Origin of the sequence: Thioalkalivibrio denitrificans (assembly GCF_002000365.1) — a bacterium.
Taxonomy (GTDB): Bacteria; Pseudomonadota; Gammaproteobacteria; order Ectothiorhodospirales; family Ectothiorhodospiraceae; genus Thioalkalivibrio_A; species Thioalkalivibrio_A denitrificans.
This window is the reverse complement of record NZ_MVBK01000042.1, coordinates 1-17,780: the sequence shown is the minus strand read 5'-3', so window position 1 is coordinate 17,780 and position 17,780 is coordinate 1. Positions and strand designations below refer to the sequence as shown.

Annotated in this window: 18 protein-coding genes; 6 read left to right on the top strand and 12 right to left on the bottom strand. The window is 63.5% G+C overall.

Going from position 1 to position 17,780, the window contains the following annotated elements:
- Window positions 1-27 precede the first annotated feature (27 nt).
- From murJ to ispH, 6 genes are all read left to right on the top strand, one after another.
- On the top strand, window positions 28-1,545 hold the full coding sequence (gene murJ, locus B1C78_RS07530) for a murein biosynthesis integral membrane protein MurJ (RefSeq protein ID WP_077278580.1): 1,518 nt from the start codon (window positions 28-30) through the stop codon (window positions 1,543-1,545).
- A 220-nt stretch (window positions 1,546-1,765) separates the two neighbouring features.
- Window positions 1,766-2,692: a bifunctional riboflavin kinase/FAD synthetase gene (gene ribF / locus B1C78_RS07525; protein WP_077278547.1), complete on the top strand. Its 927-nt coding sequence runs from the start codon at window positions 1,766-1,768 to the stop codon at window positions 2,690-2,692.
- A 66-nt stretch (window positions 2,693-2,758) separates the two neighbouring features.
- Window positions 2,759-5,572 carry an isoleucine--tRNA ligase gene (gene ileS, locus B1C78_RS07520; RefSeq protein ID WP_077278546.1) on the top strand — a complete coding sequence of 938 codons (2,814 nt, stop codon included), beginning with the start codon at window positions 2,759-2,761 and terminating at the stop codon, window positions 5,570-5,572.
- Between the two features lie 239 nt (window positions 5,573-5,811).
- The gene (gene lspA, locus B1C78_RS07515; RefSeq protein WP_077278545.1) at window positions 5,812-6,303 is read left to right on the top strand and encodes a signal peptidase II; all 492 of its coding nucleotides are present in this window, start codon (window positions 5,812-5,814) and stop codon (window positions 6,301-6,303) included.
- Entirely contained in the window at window positions 6,300-6,737 is a 438-nt protein-coding gene (locus tag B1C78_RS07510; RefSeq protein ID WP_077278544.1) for an FKBP-type peptidyl-prolyl cis-trans isomerase, read from the top strand. Before lspA ends, B1C78_RS07510 begins: the two co-directional genes overlap by 4 nt.
- Window positions 6,738-6,871: 134 nt before the next feature.
- Window positions 6,872-7,804, top strand: coding sequence for a 4-hydroxy-3-methylbut-2-enyl diphosphate reductase (ispH, locus tag B1C78_RS07505; protein WP_077278543.1), 933 nt, complete (start codon window positions 6,872-6,874; stop codon window positions 7,802-7,804).
- Between the two features lie 139 nt (window positions 7,805-7,943).
- On the opposite strand, the gene B1C78_RS07500 is transcribed toward ispH, so the two are convergent.
- The 12 genes from B1C78_RS07500 to B1C78_RS07445 form a co-directional block, all read right to left on the bottom strand.
- Window positions 7,944-8,330: a type II toxin-antitoxin system VapC family toxin gene (locus B1C78_RS07500; protein WP_077278542.1), complete on the bottom strand. Its 387-nt coding sequence runs from the start codon at window positions 8,328-8,330 to the stop codon at window positions 7,944-7,946.
- Window positions 8,330-8,560, bottom strand: coding sequence for a type II toxin-antitoxin system Phd/YefM family antitoxin (locus B1C78_RS07495; protein WP_077278541.1), 231 nt, complete (start codon window positions 8,558-8,560; stop codon window positions 8,330-8,332). The genes B1C78_RS07500 and B1C78_RS07495 overlap by 1 nt, the downstream gene beginning before the upstream one ends.
- A 124-nt stretch (window positions 8,561-8,684) precedes the next feature.
- Window positions 8,685-9,143, bottom strand: a complete 459-nt coding sequence (locus B1C78_RS07490) for a PIN domain-containing protein (RefSeq protein ID WP_077278540.1) — start codon at window positions 9,141-9,143, stop codon at window positions 8,685-8,687.
- Entirely contained in the window at window positions 9,121-9,363 is a 243-nt protein-coding gene (locus B1C78_RS07485; protein ID WP_077278539.1) for a hypothetical protein, read from the bottom strand. The genes B1C78_RS07490 and B1C78_RS07485 overlap by 23 nt, the downstream gene beginning before the upstream one ends.
- Before the next feature lie 92 nt (window positions 9,364-9,455).
- Window positions 9,456-10,169, bottom strand: coding sequence for a transposase (locus B1C78_RS07480; RefSeq protein ID WP_077278538.1), 714 nt, complete (start codon window positions 10,167-10,169; stop codon window positions 9,456-9,458).
- Between the two features lie 267 nt (window positions 10,170-10,436).
- Complete coding sequence (locus B1C78_RS07475) at window positions 10,437-10,892, bottom strand: type IV pilin protein (protein ID WP_077278537.1); 456 nt, start codon at window positions 10,890-10,892, stop codon at window positions 10,437-10,439.
- A 20-nt stretch (window positions 10,893-10,912) separates the two neighbouring features.
- Entirely contained in the window at window positions 10,913-14,347 is a 3,435-nt protein-coding gene (locus tag B1C78_RS07470) for a pilus assembly protein (protein WP_077278536.1), read from the bottom strand.
- A gap of 33 nt (window positions 14,348-14,380) precedes the next feature.
- Complete coding sequence (locus tag B1C78_RS07465; RefSeq protein WP_077278535.1) at window positions 14,381-14,896, bottom strand: pilus assembly PilX family protein; 516 nt, start codon at window positions 14,894-14,896, stop codon at window positions 14,381-14,383.
- A 10-nt stretch (window positions 14,897-14,906) separates the two neighbouring features.
- Window positions 14,907-16,007: a PilW family protein gene (locus tag B1C78_RS07460; protein ID WP_077278534.1), complete on the bottom strand. Its 1,101-nt coding sequence runs from the start codon at window positions 16,005-16,007 to the stop codon at window positions 14,907-14,909.
- 1 nt (window position 16,008) lies between these two features.
- Window positions 16,009-16,521, bottom strand: a complete 513-nt coding sequence (pilV, locus tag B1C78_RS07455; RefSeq protein ID WP_077278533.1) for a type IV pilus modification protein PilV — start codon at window positions 16,519-16,521, stop codon at window positions 16,009-16,011.
- Entirely contained in the window at window positions 16,518-17,012 is a 495-nt protein-coding gene (locus B1C78_RS07450) for a GspH/FimT family pseudopilin (protein ID WP_077278532.1), read from the bottom strand. Before B1C78_RS07450 ends, pilV begins: the two co-directional genes overlap by 4 nt.
- A 114-nt stretch (window positions 17,013-17,126) precedes the next feature.
- Complete coding sequence (locus tag B1C78_RS07445) at window positions 17,127-17,639, bottom strand: GspH/FimT family pseudopilin (RefSeq protein ID WP_077278531.1); 513 nt, start codon at window positions 17,637-17,639, stop codon at window positions 17,127-17,129.
- Window positions 17,640-17,780: the final 141 nt, after the last annotated feature.

Here is a 17,780-nt window from a genome sequence, read left to right as displayed (position 1 = left end):
CTGAAATCCACTGCCGTGGTGAGCGCCATGACGCTCGTCTCGCGGCTGTTCGGCTACCTGCGGGACCTGGTGCTGGCCATCAGTTTCGGGGCCAGCGGTGCCACCGACGCCTTCTTCGTCGCCTTCCGCATTCCCAATTTCCTGCGCCGCCTGTTTGCCGAGGGGGCCTTTTCCCAGGCCTTCGTGCCGGTGTTCGCCGAGTACCGCGAACAGCGCGGGCGCGAGTCCCTGAAGGATCTCCTGGACCACACCGCCGGCGCGCTGACCCTGGTGCTGTTCATGGTGACCGCCGTGGGGATGCTCGCGGCGCCGCTGCTGATCATGATCTTCGCCCCCGGCTTCGTCGGGGAGGACGACGGTCGCCATGCGCTGGCTTCCGACATGCTGCGCGTGACCTTCCCCTACCTGCTGTTCATCTCCCTGACCGCCATGGCGGGCGGCATACTGAACAGCGTCGGACGTTTCGCGGTGCCCGCCTTCACGCCGGTGTTCCTGAACCTGTCGCTCATCGCCGCCGCGCTCTGGGGCGCACCGCTGTTCGAGGAGCCGGTCAGGGCGCTGGCCTGGGGCGTGTTCGTGGCCGGTGCCGTGCAGCTGGCCTTCCAGATCCCGTTCCTGATCCGCGTGGGGCTGCTGCCCCGGCCGCGCCTCAGGAAGGCCCACGAGGGCGTGCGCAAGATCACCCGGCTGATGCTGCCGGCGATCTTCGGCTCCTCGGTGGTGCAGATCAACCTGCTGGTGGACACGCTCATCGCCTCCTTTCTGGCGGCCGGCTCCATCACGTGGCTGTACTTCTCCGACCGCTTCGTGGAACTGCCGCTGGCGCTGTTCGGCATCGCCATCGCCACGGTGATCCTGCCGAGGCTCTCCCGGGAACATGCGGCCAACACCCCCGAGGCCTTCAACAGCACCCTGGACTGGGCACTTAAACTCACCCTCGTGGTGGCCCTGCCCGCCATGCTGGGGCTCATCTGGCTCGCGGGCCCGATCCTCGCCAGCCTGATCCAGTACCGCGAGTTCACCGCCTTCGACACGCGCATGGCGGCCATGTCCCTGATCGCCTACGCCGCCGGCCTGCCCGCCTTCATGCTGATCAAGATCCTTGCGCCCGGCTATTTCTCCCGCCAGGACACCAGGACCCCGGTCAAGATCGGCGTGATCGCCATGCTGGCCAACATGGCGCTCAACGTGGCTATCGTCGTGCCCTGGGTCATGCTCGGCCTGCCGGGCCCCCATGCGGGCCTGGCGCTTGCCACCGGGCTTTCGGCCCTGCTCAACGCCGGGCTGCTCTTCCGGGGGCTGTACCGGGACGGGTTCTACCGACCGCCCCCGGGCTGGCGGGGCTTCCTCGCGCGCATCATCACGGCCGGCCTCGTCATGAGCGCCGCCCTCTGGTACGCGACACCCGACCTGGCCGCCTGGAGCGAGTGGGCCGCCCGGGAACGCGTCATCCGCCTCTTCGGCCTGATCGCCCTCGGCGCCGCCGCCTACGGCGCCACCCTCCTGGCGCTTGGCGTACGTCCCCGGCAGTTCCTGATGCGCTGAATCCCTGTCCGCTGCGCCCATGACCCCTGGGGCTGGGACCGGTTGCGGTGTTGGGACGCAGAGACCGCAGAGACGCGGAGGACGCAGAGTTTTTTCAGCATGATTCTCTCCGCGTTCTCTGCGTCTCCGCGCCCTCTGCGTTCCCAGCCGCACCGGAACCACACCACCCGACGCGCCGGCACCACAGGGCTGATATAATCGGCGCTTTTCCGGAGCCGGCATGGAACTCATTCGGGGGGCGCACAACCTGCGGCCAAGGCACCGGGGCGCGGTGGCCACCATCGGCAACTTCGACGGGCTGCATCTCGGGCACCAGGCGGTGCTTGGTCAGCTGGCGGAGAAGGGGGCCGAGCTGCGCCTGCCGACTGTGGTCATCAGCTTCGAGCCCCTGCCCCGGGAGTATTTCATGGGGCCCAAGGCCCCGCCCCGGGTGCAGCGCTTCCGTGACAAGGTGTTGGCCATGCGCCGCTATTCCGTGGACCGGCTGCTGTGCCTGCACTTCGACCGTCGCCTGGCGGAGCAGGAGGCCGAGGCCTTCGTGCGGGAACTGCTGGTCGAGCGTCTCGGTGTGCGCTATCTGGTGGTGGGCGACGATTTCCGCTTCGGCCGGGGGCGCACCGGGGACTTCCACCTACTGCAGGAGCTGGGCGGAAGGCTCGGTTTCCAGGTGGCCCACATGCACAGCTTCACGATCGACGGGGCGCGGGTAAGCAGCACCCGCATCCGCGAGGCACTGGGTCAAGGGGACATGGACACCGCCCAGCGCCTGCTGGGCCGCCCCTATCGCCTGAGCGGACGCGTGGCCCACGGCGACAAGCGCGGGCGCCAACTGGGCTATCCCACCGCCAACGTGAAGCTGGGGCCCCGGCCGCTGGCGGTTCGCGGCGTCTACGCGGTGGAGACCTTCGGGCTCGACGAGGAGCCCGTGCATGGGGTCGCCAACGTGGGCAACCGCCCCACGGTGGCGGGCACCCAGAACCGGCTCGAGGTGCACCTGTTCGATTACGACGGGGACCTTTACGGGCGGCACGTGCACGTGGACCTGCTGTACCGTATCCGCGACGAGCAGCGATTCGAGTCCCTGGATGCGCTGAAGGCGCAGATCGCCCGGGACGCGGCGCAGGCGAAACAGTGTTTCGGCAAATAGGGCGCCCCGCGGGCGCCGTCCACACAAGTTCGGCGCCCACGGGGCGCCCCATGGTGAAACGACCTCGTGACTGACTACAAGGACACACTCAACCTGCCGAACACCGACTTCCCCATGCGGGCCAACCTGGCGAAGCGGGAGCCGGAGATGTTCGAGGCCTGGGAGCGGGACGGGCTGTACCGGCGCCTGCGCGAGGCCTGCGCCGGACGGCCGCGTTTCGTGCTGGCCGACGGACCGCCGTATGCCAACGGCGACATCCACATCGGCCACGCGGTCAACAAGATCCTCAAGGACATCATCGTGCGCAGCCGCACCCTGGCCGGCTTCGACGCCCCGTACGTTCCGGGCTGGGACTGCCACGGCCTGCCCATCGAGCTGCAGGTGGAGAAGAAGATCGGCAAGGTGGGCCACGAGGTGGACGCGCGCCGTTTCCGCGAGGCCTGCCGTGCTTACGCGGCAGAGCAGGTGGACAACCAGCGCCGGGACTTCAAGCGCCTGGGCGTGCTGGGCGACTGGGACAAACCGTACCTCACCATGGACTACCAGGTGGAGGCGGATACCGTGCGCGCGCTCGGGCGCATCATCGAGCGCGGCCACCTGCTCAAGGGCGAAAAGCCCGTGCACTGGTGTGTGGACTGCGGCTCGGCGCTGGCGGAAGCCGAGGTGGAATACGAGGACAAGACCTCCCACGCCATCGACGTGCGCTTCCGCGTGGAGGACGAACTGGACTTCATGCGCCGATGCACCCTGGACGACGACGGCGACGGCCCGGTCTCCGTGGTCATCTGGACCACCACCCCCTGGACGCTGCCGGCGAACCGGGCCGTCGCGCTGCATCCGGAGCTGGACTACGCGCTGGTGCGCGTGAACGACGAACGCCTGCTGATGGCGGCTGATCTGGTTGAGTCCGCCATGCAGCGCTACGGCTTCGAGGGCTGGCAGATCGTCGGGCGCTGCACCGGCGCCGCGCTGGAAGGCGTCACGCTTCATCACCCCTTCCTGGACCGCCAGGTGCCCGTGGTCCTGGGCGAACACGTCACGCTGGAGGCGGGCACCGGCTGCGTGCACACCGCCCCCGGCCACGGCCAGGACGACTACGTGGTGGGCCGCCGCTACGGCCTCGAGGTGGAGAACCCGGTGGGCCCCGACGGCAGATTCCTGCCCGGAACGGAGTTTTTCGCCGGCGAGTCCGTGCACCAGGCCAACGGCCACGTGATCGAGGTGCTGCGCGAACGCGGCACCCTGGTGGTCACCGAGAAGGTGCGCCACAGCTATCCCCACTGCTGGCGCCACAAAACGCCCATCATCTTCCGCGCCACGCCCCAGTGGTTCATCAGCATGGACCAGGCGGAGTTGCGCGACACGGCACTCACGGCCATCGGACAGGTGCAGTGGGTGCCGCAGTGGGGCCGGGCACGTATCGAGGGCATGGTGTCCTCGCGTCCGGACTGGTGCATCTCGCGCCAGCGCAACTGGGGCGTGCCCATTCCGTTGTTCGTGCACCGGGAAACCGGACGGCTGCACCCGGACACCCCCGCGCTCATCGAGGCGGTGGCGAAACGCATCGAGCAGGCGGGGATCGAGGCCTGGTTCTCGCTGGAGCCCGCCGACCTGCTGGGCGCCGAGGCATCGGATTACGAGAAGGTGCCCGACACCCTGGACGTGTGGTTCGACTCGGGCGTCACCCACGCCACGGTCACGGAGGTGCGCAAGGAGCTGGGCCTGCCCGCGGACCTCTACCTGGAGGGCTCCGACCAGCATCGCGGCTGGTTTCAGTCCGCCCTGCTCACGGCGGTGGCCATGCGTGGCGAGGCGCCCTACCGGGCCGTGCTGACCCATGGCTTCACCGTGGACGCCCAGGGCCAGAAGATGTCCAAGTCCCGAGGCAACGTGGTGGCGCCCCAGAAGGTGGCCGACAGCCTGGGGGCGGACATCCTTCGCCTCTGGGTCGCCGCCACGGACTACAGCGCCGAGATGGCCGTGTCCGACGAGATCCTCAAGCGCACCGCGGACGCCTACCGGCGCATGCGCAACACCGCCCGCTTCCTGCTGGCCAACCTGTCGGGCTTCGATCCGGCGCGCGACATGCTGTCACCCGAACAGATGCTGCCGCTGGACCGCTGGGCCGTGGATCAGGCGCTCAAGGTGCAGGAGCGTGTCACGGCCGCCTATGAGAAATACCAGTTCCACCAGATCTACCAACGGGTGCACAACTTCTGCTCCGTCGAGATGGGCAGCTTCTACCTGGACGTCATCAAGGACCGCCAGTACACCACCCGCCCGGACAGCATCGCGCGGCGCTCCGCGCAAACCGCCATGTACCACGTGATCGAGGCGATGGTGCGCTGGCTCGCGCCCATCCTCGCGTTCACCACGGAGGAGATCTGGCAGGAGATCCCGGGCGAACGCGGCGAATCGGTGCTGTTCGGCACCTGGTACGACGGGCTGTTCGCGCTGGACCCGGACGAACCCATGAACGACGCCTTCTGGACGACGCTCCTGTCGGTTCGCCAGGCGGTCAACCGGGAGATGGAAAAGCTGCGCGCCGCAAAGGCCAGCTCGCTCGACGCCGAGGTGGACCTGTACTGCGAATCCACGCTGGCCGACACGCTCGCGCGCCTGGGCGAGGAACTGCGCTTCGTGCTGATCACGTCCTACGCCCGTGTTCACCCGCTGGACGCACGCCCGGCGGACGCGGTGGAAACCCCGCTCGAGGACGGCACGAAGCTCTACACCCGCATCACCCGCAGCGAACACCCCAAGTGCCCGCGCTGCTGGCATCATCGGGAGGATATCGGCGCGAACGTGGAGCACCCGGAACTGTGCGGGCGCTGCGTGGAGAACGTGGCGGGCGCCGGCGAGCAGCGGCGCTTTGCCTGAGAAGGATTAATGGACAGGATGGACAGGATTTTTTCTGGATTGACAGGATAAAGACTGGGGCGAAAGGCAAAACCCTGGACAGGATTAACATGATTTACAGGATTAAAAGGCCTTTAAGGAATAATCCTGTAGATCATGTTAGTCCTGTCTGATCTTTTTTCTCTTTGGTCTTCATCCTGTCAATCCCGAAAAATCCTGTTCATCCTGTCCATCCTGTCCATCCTTATCTCGAGTACCCCATGCTGAAATGGTTATGGCTTTCCGCCGCGGTGATCGTGCTGGACCAGATCACCAAGTACATCGCCGAGCGCGCGCTGGTTCTCTACGCGCCCGTGGAGATCACGCCGTTTTTCAACTTCACGCTGGTCTACAACCCGGGCGCCGCGTTCAGCTTTCTGGGTGACGCCTCCGGGTGGCAGCGCTGGTTCTTCGTGGCCGTGGCCGTGGGGGCCAGTGTGTTCATCATCTGGTGGTTGCGAACCCTGCATCGTTCCGAGCGATGGACCGCGGCGAGTCTGACGTTGATTCTCGGCGGCGCCATCGGCAACGTCATCGATCGCCTGTGGCACGGCCATGTGATCGATTTCCTCGACTTTCACTACGCGGGGCGCCATTGGCCGGCCTTCAACGTGGCCGACGCAGCCATCACCGTTGGCGCGATCATTCTGGTGGGTTACAGTCTGTTCTTCGCCCGCAATGAACCCGACGCAGGCAAGGAGAACCGGCCGTGATCGCATATGGGAGCAAGGTGCGCATGCACTACACCATCGCCCTGGAGGACGGCATGGTGGCAGACACCTCCGTGGGTGAGGAGCCCTTCGAGTTCGTCATGGGCGCCGGCGACCTGGAAGAGGGGCTCGAACTGGCTTTGATCGGCCTTCGGCCGGGCGACAAACAGACCGTCAAGCTGCCCCCCGACAAGGCCTTCGGCTACCACAGTCCTGCCGCGATCCACGATGTCCCGCGGGGCGATTTCCCGCCGGAGATGGACCTGAAACCCGGACTGATCGTCAGTTTTGTCACACCGGGCGGCGACGAACTGCCCGGCACCGTGAAGGAAGTCTCCGAGGACACCGTCACAGTGGATTTCAACCACCCCCTCGCCGGCCACGAGATCACCTACTCGGTGGAGATCCTGGACGTGGGGACGGGAAAGGCCCCGTAGGAGCCCGGCCCTCCGGGCGAATCATTCAACAAACAACCATTCGCCCGGAGGGCCGGGCTCCTACGGGCGGAGGTTCATTCCCGACCCGGTTAATGGGACAATAGCCCCTCGCCTTACACCTCACGGTCGTATTCATGCAAGTCATTCTCGCCAATCCACGCGGCTTCTGCGCCGGCGTGGACCGCGCCATCGACATCGTCGAGCGGGCGCTCGCGTTGTTCGGAAGCCCCATCTACGTGCGACATGAGGTGGTGCACAACCGCTACGTGGTGGACGACCTGCGCGCCAAGGGTGCGGTCTTCGTGGAGGAGCTGGACGAGGTGCCGGACGGCGCCACGGTGATCTTCAGTGCCCATGGGGTGGCCCGCAGCGTGGTGCAGGAAGCGGAACGCCGGGGGCTCAGGGTGTTCGACGCCACCTGCCCGCTAGTGACCAAGGTCCACCTGGAAGTGGCCCGTCACGCGCGCCGGGGCGAGGAAGTGATCCTGATCGGGCATGCGGGCCATCCCGAGGTGGACGGGACCCTGGGTCAGTACGACCGCAGCCACGGCGGCGAGATCTACCTGGTGGAGACGGTGGAGGACGCCGAGCGCATCCAGGTGCGAAACCCCGATGCACTGGGCTGTGTCACCCAGACCACGCTGTCCGTGGACGATACAAGGGGTATCTTCGAGGCGCTGAAACGCCGGTTCCCGAACATTCAGGGCCAGCGCCGCGACGACATCTGCTACGCCACCCAGAACCGGCAGGACGCCGTGAAGACGCTGGCCTTGGAATGCGATCTGTTTCTCGTGGTGGGCTCACCCAACAGTTCCAATTCCAACCGGCTGCGGGAGATCGCGGAAAAGTTCGGCGTGGAGGCGTATCTGATCGACGACGCGGACCAGATCGATAACCGCTGGCTGGCCGGAAAGCGCAAGGTGGGCCTCTCCGCCGGCGCCTCGGCGCCTGAACTGCTGGTTCAGCAGGTCATCGAGCACCTTGAGAAAGCGGGCGTGGATGCCGTGACGGAACACGGCGGCAAACGGGAAACGATTACGTTCTCGCTGCCGAAGGCGCTGCGCTGAGGGGCTTTGACAAGCCCCGGCCGCATAACGCTGCTTTTCGGGTGCGCTCGAAATCAAGGGGTCAGAGTTGTTGAAACCAACTTCAACAACTCTGACCCCTTGATGACCCCTTGATGAGGCGGGCCAGCGGGTCAGTCTGTTACCAGAGGCACCGAATCGAAAAATCGCGAAATGCCGGATCGGCCGTCACCAGGGGCACCTGTTCCAATTCTGCCTGGGCGGCCAGTATCCGGTCGAACGGGTCGCGGTGGTTGACCGGATAAGCCCCGGCGTGGATGGCTTGCCGGTAGTTCACCGCCAGATGCGTAAAGCCGTCCGCAGTGATCAGTTCATCAAAACGCTGGAGCACCTCGCCGCCAATCTCCAGTTTTCCCAAGCGATGCTTGGTGGCAATCTCCCATGCGCTGGCGGCGCTCACAAGCACGGCGTTCTCCAGACCCCCAATCGCTGCGCGTGCGTTCGCGGACAATCGCGAGTCATTTGTGAGCCACCACAGCAGGGCATGGGTGTCGAGCAGGATTCGCACTACTTTTCCCAAGCGGCGAGTTCATCTTCTGGCAGGGGATCGAAGAAAGCCTCCTCGACCCGGCCCTTGATGCGTCCGGGCTGGCGCTTTGACGGGGTGGACTCCAAGGGAACCAGGCGTGCGTAGGGCCGGCCGGCTTTGGCCAGGATGATTTCCTCGCCGTCATGCGCCCGTTTCAAGAGCCGCGACAGATGCGTTTTCGCTTCGTGTACGTTGACCGTGGTGCTCATGAGCGCTCTCAGAATGCCTTAGTCATAAGACTTAGTCTATTCTTTAACGTCACAGGAAATCAAGGGGTCAGAGTTGTTGAAATCAATTTCAACAACTCTGACCCCTTGATTTTCAGGGTCGGACTCAAGAAGGCGGAGTCGTTTCCGCGGGTTCAGGCACGTCCGTCTCAAAGGGGTTCAGTACCAGAATGCCACTCAGCATCTGGCCGTGCTGGAGATCTTCGGTCAGCAGGAAGCGGCAACCCGCGCGCTCGGCGGCACCCACGATCAATGAGTCCCACCATGAGAGCCGGTAACGGGACTCCACGGACCAGGCCGCCTCCAGGACGGCATCATCCGTCTGCACGGGCCGCCAGGTGATCAGGTCGCGAATGTCGGCACGCGCCAGCTCGGGATCCATGCCGGGCGAAAGGCGGCGGGTCACTACCTGATAGTACTCCTGCAGAACCTGGTAACTCAGCCGACCCAATCCCCGGTTCCACAACACTTCGATCCAGCGGGCCGCCCGACGCTGCTTTTCGGGTGCGCTCGCGTCCCGGGCATATACGAGGATATTGGTATCAACGAAGTACAGGTCGGTCATACAACGTTTCCCTGTCCGGATAGGTTCCATCTGCGGCCTTCAACGCCTTGACAGGGCGCTGTATGAAGCGCTCCAGGGCCGCCAATCGCTGCGCTTCCTGTTCCCTGCGTTCGCGCAGAATCCGCCCGACAAGACGGGAAACGCTCGTCCCTTGCCGCGCGGCCTCAATGCGAGCCCAGCGTGCCGTCTCTTCGTCCAGCGTGATCGTCACGTTCTTCATCTACACGAAACTAGTGCTGCACGAGATTCGTGTCAAGCGAAATCAAGGGGTCAGAGTTGTTGAAGTTGGTTTCAACAACTCTGACCCCATGATTACGTCGTCTTGCGCTGGCGAAATTCCTTGCTGCGTCGATCACCCCCATGGGCCCGTCGTGCCACCGGCCGACCCAAGGCCGCTTCGACCTCCTTCCGAAAGCGCTTGCCACCCAGGACCATTCCGGCATGTGTTGCGTCCCGGATTTCCTTCAGGGTTCGAGACTCAAGGAGGCCGCCGAAAAGAGCCCCGTAGGCGGCCTCACGCTCCGCAGCGCTCGGCCCTAATGCACGATAGACAGGATGCGGCGTGATCAGGTTGTCTGCCACGCCTCGGGCATTGCACCCGTAACTTGACCAGGAGTACTCACCGGGATGCGTCACCATCCCGGCGCGCACCGGATTGAGTTCGATATAGCGGCTGCATGCCAGCAGGTAATTCTCGGAATCCACCACCACCGACTTGTAGCGCCCTTCCCATAACGTGCCGGTTCGACCGTGACGCGTATTCACGTAACGGACGTAGCGCCTGCCAACGGCCTGCATCATATGTGCAGGCCCCTGCTCATGGTCAGGGGTCAGAAGCAAGTGCACGTGGTTGGTCATCAGCACGTAGGCATGAATGGCGCAGCCATAGCGCTCGGCGGCTTCACGCAGGTCGTTCAGGTAACGCAGATAATCGCTGCGTTGAAAGAAGACGTCCGCACGATTATTGCCACGCTGAATGACGTGTAACGGCTGACCCGGGATCACGATCCGTGGCATCCGTGCCATGAAAAACTCCTTGCTCCTTTATCCGAAAGATGCGACCAGTGGGCAATCCTCTCTTCGATCGTCCAAAATCGATCTCAGCGATATCCGGTTACCCAAAGTTCAGCCGATCTGCGCGGATCAACAACTCTGACCCCTTGGATTAAGTTCAGCCGATCTGCGCGGATCAACAACTCTGACCCCTTGGATTTCCTGCGAAGGACACAACCCGGAGGCTTGACAACGCTGGCCTCATAGAAGGGCGCCGCACCGTCGCATCAATCGGCAGGGTCAGCGCCAACAGTCCGCCGGGTCGGCACCTGTTGCACCTCGGGTTCCTGCCTGGTTCAGCGTCAGGTTACCGCACCAGTGACCCGCCTGCGGCCCGACAGGTGTAGCCGTTAACGTGAACGTATTCGCGGTGACGTCTCCCAGAGTGACGTCGTAGGCAGTCGTATTGCTGTCCTTCGGCGATTCGGTGAAGGGCAGATCGCCTGTAACTAGGAACGGACCGCCCGGCGCCGAACGGTAGGCGTTGTTCAGCGTGTACTGGCGCTCCATCCACTGGGCAAGCTCCATCAGATCCCCTTGCGCGTTCGCCATGCGGGTGTTCTGAACGTGGCGCGTGTAGTTGGGGTAGGCGATAACAGCGATGATGCCGAGGATCACCACCACGATCATCACTTCGATCAGGGTGAAACCCCGAGACTCGCGCCGCTTCGCGTAACGTGGCTTTCTCTGGTTCATCCAATGGCCCCCTCGCCCGCTTATCTCAACTGCTGCCAGGACTGACGGCCCAGATCGACACCGGCCCCGCGTTCCGTGATCACACCCACGTCACCCGAGGTGCCGGACACGTACTTGAACTCCCTTTCACTACCCGCCGAGATGATGGCCGGGTCACGGATGATGCCGACACCGGGACGAAGCCCGCTGACCGGGACCTGGACCTCCTGACCGTCGATCATCACGGTCACATAGTCTCCACTGTCAAAGTTGCCATCCTGATTCAAATCGTACACGGAGTACGTCAATCGGTTCCCCGTGATGGCATCGAGTTCCATCAGCCATGAGTCCCCCCCGAACGTGCAGGGATCGGCCGACGGGATCAGGGTCACGAAGATGATGCGCCCGTGACGCAGCTGCGCCCGGCTCACCACGCGCTCGCCCTGGAAGCCCGCCACCGGAGAAACCAGGTCCAGGTACCACCCCTTTGTTCCGGATGTCGCCGGGTTATCGCTCACTACTCTCAGGTCAAAACCGAACTGGTTCGTCTCGGCAAGGATCTGCTGGTCAACCAGGTTGGTTCTGGTGAGCGTTGTGTAATTGTTTCCATCTTCATCACGGATGCCATAGAAGCTGTGGCGGACATCGTTGGGATCCACAATATTGTCACCCGTGCGGAAGAATGTGCCTGTGCCAAAGTAGACCATGAACCCACCGTCCGGATGCCGACCCACTTCAGGCCGCGCAGTAATGGGCTGGGGCTTACCAAACGCGTCCCGCGCCTCGAACAGTCTGCGGGGCTGATTGGATGGACTCGTCCATTGACTAATGCTGGAGTTCGATACATTGAAGCGCCACAGATTGCCTTGCAGATCCCCGGCATAGATGTAGTTAACCACTCGATCGCCAGTGGTATCCACCGGAATAGGTGTCGACAAACCGTTGGAAGGCCCGTTGCCTGTGTTGATCTCCACCACATGCCCATCATGAATACGCTTCAGAAAGAGGCGCGCCGTGCCGCCGGTACTCTCGTAGCCGTTCGGGATGATGGCCCAAAAATGACCATCTGCCATGCGCGCGATAGTGGGCTGCGGGATGCTGTAGCCCATCTCGGCATCAGTGAACTCCCACAGCACGCTGTTGCCATCGATACTGGCGGGTGTGGGATCGGTGACGTCGAGGACGAAGACGGAACGTCCGCCTGCGCCGGTAGAGCCGATCAGGAGCGTACGCCAGTCGTCGTTGATATAGGCATCCGCCACACGCGGCGACCCGTCCACGAAGTAGCGGTGGGTGTAGTTGGGATCCGCCAGACTGGCCAGATTCGGATAGACCTCATAAGGGACATATGCAAACAGTTCATCTCCGCTTTCGGCATCGAAAGCATGCAGCATGCCGTCGTTGGCACCCACGAACAGCACCGATGGACGTGTCTGCTTCGAGTCCTGGAAGCTCTGGTAACTGTCCCCGGCAGCACCTGGAAGTCGGCTGTAGCCGAAGTTCTCCCGGCCGAGGAAAGTGGGATCCGAGTTGATGATGTCACCCAGGGCCGAATCGCGGTTACGGAAACTGCCGCCGTTGTCCAGTTCGTTGCTGGGATCGCCCCGCAGGTAGCTCAGTAGGTACTGGTTGTCATCAAAATGTTCCTCACGGTCCTGCTGTTCCAGATCACCCCACGCGAACATGCGACCGCCCGTAAGCGACGGATTGGATGTGATGATCTTGCGTATGTCATGCTCCGGGATAAGGTTAGGATCAGCCGCATTCCACAGGGGCGTCTCGGGCACAGAACCGTCCGGCTGCACGTTGAAGGCCAGCAGATCCCCGGACCACGTCTCGGGATTGAATCGCGCCTGGTAAATCATGGTGTCGCCGTCCAGACGCGTGGAGTTGGTCGCGATCGCTGCCGCAGATGCGTTTGTCTCGGAGAGAATTGTATAGAAAATGTCATCCAGTGCGTCTAGCAGTGACGTTTCGTCTTGGGCGTCAAACGCCTGCCCCGTACCGCCTGCTGCTGCGAGCTGATCCAGGGGGTTAGGCGGCATGCCCTGGATGTTCTCAACGCCTGGCGGCAGGGCAAAGCCGACGATGTAGGTATTGACCGGGCTGCCGAGAGTCTCTTCAGTCTTCGAATAAAAATCGGCGATGCCAAGTCTGGCCTGCTCCAGCGCCTGGGGCAGGTTGGTACCCAGTGCCGTTCCATCGGAAGCCACAGAGGGCAGACCATCGGTGACCCAAATGGCTGCATTCACACCGCAGGACTCCGGAATCGGGGGCAGGTTGCTGTGCCAGCCCTGGTTTGGGCCAAACGTATCGGATGCAGTGCTCCCGGCACCCAGGAAGTAGTCACGGGCGGTCTGCATGGTGCCTTCCAGCGGAGTCAACCCTGCTGCGATGAGCGGCCAGTCAGGGTCGGTCATCGCGTTCGGGTCCCAGTCGAGGCTCTGCGGCTGCAGCTTCTTGCGAATGTTCTCGGCGTGCTGCTCATCGAGCGTCTGAATCGGCTGGTGCAGAAAGCCGCGACCGGGCGAGGTCGTGGTACGCCATTCCAACTGGTTGAGCTGCGTGAAAACCGCGCGCCGGCCCCAACTGGTGATACCACGCTGCCGTTGGCTGTCGACCAGGAAGACGCTCCAGGCCTGCCGCCGATCGTCGAACCACAGGTTGCTGGCGATTTCTGGAAACTGTATGTCCTGAAGGGTGCCGGGATCCGGTTGCAGACCGGCAAACTCCGTCATCCGCGTGAAGTCCGGGTCGTGCTGGAAACCAGGATTGGCCACACAGGAATTAACTGCAGATGTGGAGGTCGTGTCTCGTCGGCAATAGAATCCCGTCACGTTGGTGTCCAGATCCGGCACACCAGTGCTCGAATCGGCCGTCGACCAGGCATAGCCAGGAATGGCGTCGTTGAAGAACATCCAGATGTCGCTCCGGGTCGGATGCCTTTCGCGAAACCGCTTGATGTTGGAATCCCAGGGCTCAGTGTGGCCGGGTTGCCACCAGGACGGGTTCGGATTGGTGCTGAATCGCACGTCGATGGCGCGCTCTACCAGGTGCCAGCGCACCGTGCCGCCGGTATTGAAGGAGTTTCGATTGAGGCTGGCGGGATTCTGCTGGTAGGACAGCAGACCCATGTTGACGAGGCCTTCGTATCGATCGATGAGTTCCAACCCAACGCCCTTGACGATACTGGCCTTGCTCAAAGGCGAGCGAGCACCGGCAGGACACAGGTCGGCGTCCATGTCGGGCCCAGCAATACAGGCCGGATCACTCCTGTCCAGCGCCACTCTCCCGTCGACCCCTTCCTGCATGCTCTCCGAGCTGTCGATGATCAACAGAATGTTTGGCGGCACCGCCTGCGTCAGAAAAAGCGGCATCTGGGACACAGTGGCCTGTGTGGTCGTCGCGATGGCACCTATCGCCAACACCGCCAGCGCCGTGAACAGCGTTCGGTTCAGTGAGCTGAGTATCTTCATGTCTCGTCCATCCCTTGGGTTGACGACGCCTGTCTAACGGCGAAACGTCGTCTGGAGAATGACTACCGCTTCGGCGCTCCCGCCCACCGCACGGGCCGTTACCCGGAACATCTCCACTTCGGGCATGGGGCCGTCCGCCGCCAGCGTGCCGGCAGGATCGGGCGAGGGCGGAAACTGTTCGATGACATAGCGGGGCTGCGCCGCCACGGTAAATCCCGCAGTAGTGGGCAGCGTGTGGGTCTGCACCGCGGACTGGTTCCAGTTGTAGCCGTTCCATGTGGCGGCACGCCCGCCGCCGGGGACCGGCGGGAGCACGAACGCGGGTATGGTGGGCTGCTGCAGGCGCCATTCACCTTCGCGAAGCGCCGACTCCGCCGCCTGCAGGGCCATGTCACGGTCGCGCAGGTTGCCGGCCATGCGTTCCTGCAGGGTGGTGGTCTGCATGGCTGTCACCCCCACGAGGGTCATCAGCAGCAGGAACACCAGCGCGATGATCAGGGCGCTGCCGGACTGTTGCCTGACGAACAATTGTTGGGGAGCGGAACGCATGATAGGGGCCTCAGGGCAAGCGGTTGCGCACGGCCACCGTCGTGGTGGCCACCTGGCGGATGCGGCGGTCATCCACGGGATCGATGCGGGTGCCGATCAGGTTGTAGACGCGGGTGTCCGGCTCGTTGTTGACTTCCTGAGGCGAGCGCATCAGCAGCGCCACCCGCACCGACACGACACTCTCCCAATCCGACACTCCGGCCGCCGTCACGTATTCGTCCGCCGTGCGATTGCCGGTGTCATCCAGGCCATAGAGCACCTGCATGGATTCAACACCCTCGACCAGCTCCTCTGCTTGCCAGTCTTCATCGTTCCGTGGATCAAGGCGGAGGCGGTACAAAGATGGCTCGCCGCTCGCACCCGTGCGCACGTAGTAGGCCGTGCTCCGGAAGGAGAGGATCTGGGTCTCCCCGCCGTGGATGTTGGCGAAGGGTGTGCCGGCGGGCGGCCAATTGCCGGGGCTGCCGCCCGAGCCGCGACTCAGGTTGGCGGCGCTATCGGAGCTCTGTTTCTGCCAGAGATCGCCGCCGCTGCAATCGCCCGCGACAGCCAGCACGATGGAGTGCCCCGGAAGCCCGTTGGGGCCGGTGAGGCTGATCACGGAGCCTTGGGGCTGGGAGGCGGAGGGCTGGATATCCAGCACGCGAGCACCATTAACCACCAGGATGTCGGATCCCGGGATACGGTTGCCGTCATTATTGATAGCGGTGGGCAGGGCCGATGCGGTGCCGTTGGACCAGCTCGCGGTGCCGGGCAGTGCGAACAGATTTCCGGGAGCGGTACCCCCCGCCTCCCAACCGGTGACGGCGGGGCCGCCCAGAATGTGTTCCCACTCCGTACCACTGGTGTCATTAAGCCAGCTCGTGATGTTGCGCGTGCATCCGCGGTATCCGGCCATGCGCAGATCACGCTGCAGGGTGTCCATGGCGAACCGGGCGTTCTCCTGCACCCGGGAAGCGCCCTCGGTAAAGCGGTACGTCTGATTCGAGCCCAGGAATATCTGGATGACGCCGGCGGTCAGGATGAGCGCAATGAGCAGGGCCACCATCAGTTCCACCAGCGAGAGGCCCTGCTGGCGACGACAGAAAGCTTGAATGGGCCGGGCACGCATGTCAGAGCCTCGTCTGGAATACGAAATCGCGCATGGCGGCAGGGTCATCGGGATCCCGCTCGTTCCAGCGCACAGTGACGGTCACTACATCATCGACCCTTGTCACAGAACCCTCGCCCAGCGGCAGCAGGCAGGCCATCTGGTTGCGCCATTCGGCGAGATCCTGGTCGGCCACTGAGAGACTGGCATAGCCAGGGAAGCTGTCGGGGAAATCGACATCACAACTCGTGACGGCAAAACCGGCGTCATAGTCACCCTCGTTGATCGCCGCCTCCCGGTTGGCCCGCATACGGTCCGCAATATCATAGGCAAGCAGGGTCGCCTGGGTGCGCAGCTGCGCGTCATGATTGAAACGCAGCGAGGAGGCCTGAAGACCCGCAAGGCCCAGCAGGCCGATAGCCAGTACGAGAACGGCGATGAGCACTTCGACAAGGGTGAAGCCGCGCTGGCCAGCAGGGCGCACGACAACAACACTTGCAGGGCGGTCAGGAATTGTATCGATACGCTTGTTCATGAGCTGCAGTCTGTTCGCGTGACACTCACACGGCCGGTATTGATGACACTGACTTCCCTCGCACGGCCAGCGGCACCCCCGCAATCCTCCGGCTCAAGCAGGAATTCGAGGGGACTCTCGTCAGGCTCGTCCTTCGCGCCCCGGCCGTCGAAGGTAATTCTCACCGGATTCACGGGGGTCATGGTAACGGTCATCCGGCGCATTTCGCCGTAACTGCGAATCAGAGTGCCGGCGCCACAGTTCTCGCCCGTACGCACCTCGAAGCCTGCCGCGTAGCTGGCCCCTCCACGGCAAACACTGACGGATTCGCCCCGCTTGATCGCCTCGCTTCGCGCAAGGTTCAGGGCCGACACCAGCTCATTGGTCTGCGTGGTCACCCGGTTGTTCTGGATCAGATTCCAGAACCCCGGCACCGCGATGGTGGCGAGGATCGCCGCCACCGCCAGGGTGACCATCAGCTCGATCAGCGTGAATCCACGGGATTTCATCATGTCGCCAAGTTTAGACAGGGGGGTACGGGGGTGTCTCCGTGCATTCGATGAACGGCGAGCTTTTGGCCGATGACCGGGCTCAAGGCCCCCAATCGTAAAAATCGCCGACACGGATCAACAGACGGACGGTTCCACGCGGGGCCGGCCGGTGCGGCTGATGATCACATTTCGGCCGCGATCTTCGTCACAGATGGTCACCGTGCCCATCTGCAGGGCGCCGCCGAGCTGGCGGGTCTCGCCCGTGGCCACGTAGGAGATGTAGCTGGCCATGGAGCCGTTGCCCTCCACATCCAGAGGTCCCGCCGGAAACACTCGGAGGATTTCGCCGGGCGGATTCAGTGGCTCTCCAAACGCCGGACCAACGAAGACGATCCAGCCGTCACTATAGTCGCCGGCACTGCCACAGGTGCTGCCGTCTCCGCTGGCGCACAGCGTCACCCGGGCCCCACGCTTTACGGCCTCGGAGCGGGTCAGGTGGAGCGCGGTCACGAACCGGTTGGTGGTGGTCACTACACGCTGCTCGGCTATGAGATTTGCGAACCCGGGGACAGCCACGGTGATCAGGATGGCAGCCACGGCCAGCGTGACCATGAGTTCAATCAGGGTGAAGCCAGATTCCCTTGGCATGATGGGCTCCTCGTTCCATGAGGGGGATGAAGGAGGATAGTCCAGTCAGGGGAGAGGGGGAAGGGGGGGAGGAGGGAATCGAAACCACCCGGCTTTTCCCCTCTCCCTCAGGGAGGACAGAGTGAGGGTGGTTTGATCAGG